5 protein-coding genes are annotated in these 5,849 nt (G+C 70.5%); 3 read left to right on the plus strand and 2 right to left on the minus strand.

The window, feature by feature from the left end; all coding sequences use genetic code 11:
- The coding region (gene dnaK / locus P1P75_RS38925; RefSeq protein WP_319264289.1) for a molecular chaperone DnaK at nt 1-1,157 on the minus strand (1,157 nt) is incomplete at its 3' end.
- 377 nt (nt 1,158-1,534) lie between these two features.
- On the opposite strand from dnaK, the gene P1P75_RS38930 reads away from it, so the two are divergent.
- Together P1P75_RS38930 and P1P75_RS38935 are read left to right on the plus strand one after the other, a co-directional pair.
- Nucleotides 1,535-2,737, plus strand: a complete 1,203-nt coding sequence (locus tag P1P75_RS38930; protein ID WP_319264291.1) for an FAD-dependent oxidoreductase — start codon at nt 1,535-1,537, stop codon at nt 2,735-2,737.
- Nucleotides 2,738-2,747: 10 nt separating this feature from the next.
- Nucleotides 2,748-3,698 (plus strand): sigma-70 family RNA polymerase sigma factor, encoded by a 951-nt coding sequence (locus P1P75_RS38935; protein WP_319264293.1) that lies wholly within the window; start codon nt 2,748-2,750, stop codon nt 3,696-3,698.
- A 100-nt stretch (nt 3,699-3,798) separates the two neighbouring features.
- Here P1P75_RS38935 and P1P75_RS38940 read toward each other — a convergent pair whose 3' ends face one another.
- The gene (locus tag P1P75_RS38940; protein ID WP_319264295.1) at nt 3,799-4,203 is read right to left on the minus strand and encodes a PPOX class F420-dependent oxidoreductase; all 405 of its coding nucleotides are present in this window, start codon (nt 4,201-4,203) and stop codon (nt 3,799-3,801) included.
- Between the two features lie 266 nt (nt 4,204-4,469).
- Between P1P75_RS38940 and P1P75_RS38945 the strand changes: the two genes are divergently transcribed.
- Nucleotides 4,470-5,462: a pirin family protein gene (locus P1P75_RS38945; protein WP_319264297.1), complete on the plus strand. Its 993-nt coding sequence runs from the start codon at nt 4,470-4,472 to the stop codon at nt 5,460-5,462.
- Nucleotides 5,463-5,849: the final 387 nt, after the last annotated feature.

Below are 5,849 nucleotides of genomic sequence, written 5' to 3' on the forward strand. Positions count from 1 at the left end.
TTGGTCATGATGCCGCCCTTGGTCTCGATGCCCAGGGACAGCGGGGTCACGTCGAGGAGCAGGACGTCCTTGACCTCACCCTTGAGGACACCGGCCTGGTACGCGGCGCCGATGGCGACGACCTCGTCCGGATTCACGCCCTTGTGCGGATCCTTGCCGGTCAGCTCCCGCACGAGTTCGGTCACCGCGGGCATCCTCGTCGAGCCGCCGACCAGGATGACGTGGTCGATGTCGCCGACCTTGATGCCGGCGTCCTTGATCGCCTGGTGGAAGGGCCCCTTGCAGCGTTCCAGCAGATCTCCGGTCAGCTGCTGGAACTGGGCGCGGGTGAGTTTCTCCTCCAGGTGCAGCGGTCCCTCGGCCGAGGCGGTGACGTACGGCAGGTTGATCGTCGTCTCGGAGGACGAGGACAGCTCGATCTTGGCCCGCTCGGCGGCCTCGCGCAGCCGCTGCACGGCCATCTTGTCCTTGGACAGGTCGATGCCGTAGTTGTTCCTGAACTGCTGGGCCAGGTGGTCGACGATCCGCTGGTCCCAGTCGTCGCCGCCCAGATGCGTGTCACCGTTGGTGGCCTTGACCTCGACCACGCCCTCACCGATCTCCAGGAGCGACACGTCGAACGTGCCGCCACCGAGGTCGAAGACGAGAACCGTCTGGTCGTTCTCCTTGTCGAGGCCGTAGGCCAGGGCGGCGGAGGTGGGCTCGTTGATGATGCGCAGCACCTTCAGTCCGGCGATCTCCCCGGCCTCCTTGGTCGCGGTGCGCTGGGAGTCGTTGAAGTACGCCGGGACGGTGACGACGGCCTCCGTGACGTCCTCACCGAGATACGACTCCGCGTCGCGCTTCAGTTTCTGCAGCACGCGGGCGGAGATCTCCTGCGCCGTGTACCGCTTGCCGTCGACGCTGCCGCTGTCCGGGAACCGCCACTGCGCCTCGCCCATGTGGCGCTTGACCGAGCGCACGGTCCGCTCCACGTTGGTGACCGCCTGACGCTTGGCCACCTCGCCGACCAGCACTTCGCCGGTCTTGGAGAAGGCGACCACCGAGGGCGTGGTGCGCGCTCCCTCCGTGTTCGTGATGACCGTGGGCTCACCGCCCTCCAGCACACACACCACCGAGTTCGTCGTCCCGAGGTCGATTCCCACTGCCCGTGTCATGATCCTCTCCTCCGTCCGCGTCCCGGACCCGTGACAGATGACGGTGCCCGACGAAGCGGGCGACCACCCAAGGCCGTCCGGCGACCGGCCCCACGGGCGCCTGCGCCGTTCCATCGCGTTGCCATCCGCGGCTATGGGCAAACCTCTCCAGGAGTCTGGATAAATTCCACGCCCCGCGATGTCAAGAGGTCTGGGTTTCACCCTGCATAGGTGTATTCGTGGGCCTACGGCCTCCTCTAGTGCCGGACGGGTTGGTGAGGGCCGGTCTCATCCCGAGGGCGCACCTCTGTGACGCACGCCACATGCGGTTCCTGTCAGTAATCGGGGTGCTGTTCCGCTCAAGTTTCCGGGAACAAGCGAATCGACAGGAGCGACACATGAAGCACCGCATCCTCGTCCTCGGCGCCGGCTATGCCGGGGCCTACGTGGCCGGGACCCTGGCCCGCCGGCTGTCCGCGCAGGACACCGAGATCACCGTCGTCAACGCCGAGCCGGACTTCGTCCAGCGGCTGCGGCTGCACCAGCTCGCGGCCGGCCAGAGGATCGAGGCCCCGAAGCTCGCCGACGTCTTCGCGGGCACGGGGGTACGGCTGCGGCAGGCCCGGGTCACGGCCGTGGACCCCGAGCGTCAGGTCGTCGCCGTGGCCGACGCCGACGGAGGTGGCGAGCTGGCCTACGACACGCTTGTCTACGCGCTCGGCAGCCACGTCGCCGACCAGGGCGTCCCCGGAGTGGCCGAGCACGCCTTCGACGTCGCCGGCCGGCCCTCGGCGCTGCGCCTGCGCGAACGCCTGGACCGCCTGGGCGGGCGGGGCGAAGGCGGGAGTGTGGTGGTCGTCGGCGACGGGCTGACCGGCATCGAGACCGCCACCGAGATCGCCGAATCCCGGCCCGGACTGTCGGTGACGCTGGTCGCCCGGGGGGAGCTGGCCGCCCGGCTCTCCGCCGGAGCCCGCCGCCATCTGCGCCAGGCCTGCGACCGGCTGGGCATCACTGTCAGGGAGCACGCCGGCGTCGAAGCGGTCGAAGAGGCGCGGGTGCTCTGCGCCGACGGCACCGCCCTGGCGTCCGACGCGACCGTGTGGACCGCCGGGTTCGCGGTCGGCCCCATCGCCGCCACCGGCGGGCTGGAGGTCACCGAGGACGGCCGGATCGTCGTCGACCGGACCATGCGGTCGCTCTCGCACCCGAACGTCTACGCCGTCGGCGACAGTGTCCACGCCGTCGGCGACAACGGCCTGCCGCTGCCGATGTCCTGCGCTTCGGCCGGCTACACCGGTATGCAGGCCACGGCCGCGATCGTGGCACGCCTGACCGGCGGTAAGATCCCGAACACCAAGCTGGAGTACCTGGCCAACCACATCAGCCTCGGCAGGCGGGACGGGATCCTGCAGATGGTCGACGACGCGGCGCGGGCGAAGCCGAAGTACATGGGCGGCAGGAAGGCCGCGCGGATCAAGGCGGCCATCCTCAGGACGTCGCTGTGGGCCACCTCGCATCCGACCTTCGGTCTGCCCAAGCGCCGGCGTCGTCTGGCCGCCGTGCCGGACGCGTCCGCCGTGAACCGTGTCGCCGCCTAGGGTGGCCGGCGTGGACAGCACCGCCACCGATCACTTCGACACCGGCAGGTTCGAGGCCGGCCGCGACCGGCTGGCCTCGCTGGCCTACCGGCTCCTGGGCTCCGCCGCCGACGCCGAGGACGCCGTACAGGACGCCTTCCTGCACTGGCAGGCCGCCGACCGGCAGCGGATCAGGGTGCCGGAGGCATGGCTGACCAAGGTCGTCACCAACCTCTGCCTGGACCGGCTCCGCTCGGCACAGGCCCGCCGCGAACGCACCGTCGGCGCCTGGCTGCCCGAACCGCTCCTCGACGGCGACCCGATGCTCGGCCCGGCCGACCGTTTCGAGCAGCGCGAATCGGTCTCCCTGGCCGTGCTGACGCTCATGGAGCGCCTGGCACCCCTCGAACGGGCCGTGTATCTCCTGCGCGAGGCGTTCTCCTACAGCCACGCCGAGATCGCCGAGATCCTCGACATCACCGAGTCGGCCAGCCAGCAGCACCTCCACCGGGCCCGGCGCCGCGTCACCGCCGCGCGCCGCGGTGGCGAGGCCGACCCGGCGTCCGCCCGCAGGATCGTCGAGGAATTCTTCGCCGCCGCCTCCTCGGGCCGCACGGAACGGCTGGTGGCGCTGCTCACCGACGACGTGACCGCGATCTCCGACGGCGCAGGACTGACCGAGAAGCTGCTGCGGTACGACACTCCGCAGCGCGTCGCCGCCGTCGCACGGGCCGGCTTCAAAGCCACGCCCGCGAAACGGCGTCTCGCCGGCGGCTCGCCCGCCGTCCACTACGCGTCGGTCAACGGCGCCCCGGCCATCCTCTTCGTCCTCGGCGAGCAGGTCGTCGGCGCGGTGACGTTCGACATCGCCCACGGCAGGATCGCCACCGTGCGCGGCATCGCCGCCCCCGCCCGCCTGGTCCGCCTCACCGAGTCCTGGCGGCGGCACGGGCCGGACGCACCGCTCGTCGCCCAGTGGTGAACCGGCACAGGGGCGGCCCCGCGCCTTGCCGGGGCCGCCCCCGCCGTTACGGAAGGGATCGCTGCCGTGAGTGGTCAGGTCCGCCCCGCCCGGCGGACCGTCAGAAGGCTCCGACCACCTTGCGCGCCTTGATCCTCACGATCACGCGGTCGGCGTCGTTGACCGAGGCCGGGTTGAAGTCCGCGTACTGCTTGCCGGTGTACTTGACCGACAGCTCGTCGATCAGTTCACGGGCGCCCTCGCTGCTCACCTCCGCGGTGCCGCGGACCTCGGCGTACGTGTACGGCGAGTCGGCGGGCTGTACGACGAAGGTGACCCGGGGGTCACGCGTGAGGTTCTTGTACTTCTGGCGGTCGACGGTCGTGGAGAACAGCACGTCGTCACCGTCGCGCTTCACCCACACCGGGGACGCCTGCGGGCTGCCGTCGGGCTGGAGGGTGGCGACGGTGATGAACACGGGGGAGTCGAGGAGCGCCTTGAGGCTGTCGGACAGTTCGGCGGGCATGGTGGCCTCTCTGCTGGTGTCGAGTTGGCTCCTGCACGGCAGTGGCCGTACGCGTACCCGATAGATACTGCGCCAACGCATCGGTCACCACGGGGATTTGCCCACTGCGCGTCGCTCGGCCGCTGCGAGCGGCTGCCGGGCCCGTTGACGGCGCGTCCGAGTCGGGGAGCCAGGGGCTCGTGGCGCGGTGGCGTGCGAGCCTGGCGCCCAGGAGGCATGGCATGATAGTTGATGCAACAACTAGATGATCGCAGGAGGTGGTCCCGGTGAGCAATGTGGAAACCGAACCCGCGGAGCTGAGGTGCGGTGCCCAGGTCGACGGTGGACAGGCCGCCGATGCGGCGTCCGGGGCCGAAGTGCTGACCGCCCGGGACGTACCACTCGGCGGGCCGCGCGCGATGCGCGTGCGGCGCACGCTGCCCCAACGGGCCCGGACCCTGATCGGAGCATGGTGCTTCGCCGATCACTACGGCCCCGTCGAGGTGGCCGCGGGGCACAGCATGGACGTCGCACCGCATCCGCACACCGGACTCCAGACAGTGAGCTGGCTGTTCAGCGGGGAGATCGAGCACCGCGACAGCCTGGGCACCCATGCGCTCATCCGGCCGGGCGAGATGAACCTCATGACGGGCGGATACGGCATCGCCCACTCGGAGGTCTCCACCCCGGCCACCACCGTGCTCCACGGCGTCCAGCTGTGGGTGGCACTGCCCGCGGAGCACCAAAACACCGAGCGCGACTTCCAGCACCACGTCCCCCAGCCCGTACGGGTCGACGGGGCCGAGATCAGGGTCTTCCTCGGGGCGCTCGCCGGGACCGTCTCACCGGTGCGGACCTTCACACCTCTCCTCGGCGCCGAGATCGTCCTCGAACCGGGTGCCACGGTCAGCCTCACGGTGGACACCGCCTTCGAGCACGGCCTCCTCGTCGACAGCGGTGACGTCCGGCTTTCAGGCACCCTGCTGCGCCCGGCCGAGCTGGGTTACGTGCCGACCGGTGCCGGTGCCCTGACGCTGGTGAACGAGTCGCAGGGCCCGGCGCGGACCGTTCTGCTGGGCGGCCCTCCCTTCGAGGAGGAGATCATCATGTGGTGGAACTTCATCGGCCGCAGCCATGAGGACATCGTCCGCGCCCGAGCGGACTGGGAGGCCGCCTCCGACCGCTTCGGCCAGGTCGAGGGCTATCCGGGCAACCGGCTTCCCGCACCGGCCCTGCCCAACGCCGTCCTCACACCACGCCGGAACCCTCCACGCGGCTGACCCTCGGTCCGAAGGGACGCGGGGTTCGAACGCACGACAGGAGCAGGACGACCCATGAGCGTCGCATCGCGGCGGTTCCCGACCGGTCCTCGTCCGCGTCCGTCCGGCGGGCGGCCCCGCTGCGCAGGCGATGTGGAGGTCCTCGACAGGTGGGGGCATCGAACCGCATGCGATTCGTGGCGCGGCTCGGTCGGTGGTTACAGTCGAACAGATCATGAACTGCGTGCGGCGGAACGCGCCGCGCGGAGCGTCGGGGGACGGGGAACGTATGGCGTGGGACGAGTGGGAGCAGTTGAAGGCCGAGGCGGCCGAGAAGCACGCGACGCAGTTGCAGCTCAACCAGTATCCCGCCGACGGCGGGGGAGGAGGGGGCGGACAAGGGGGCGA

Origin of the sequence: Streptomyces sp. ID05-39B, assembly GCF_033794725.1 — a bacterium.
Lineage (GTDB): Bacteria > Actinomycetota > Actinomycetes > Streptomycetales > Streptomycetaceae > Streptomyces > Streptomyces bobili.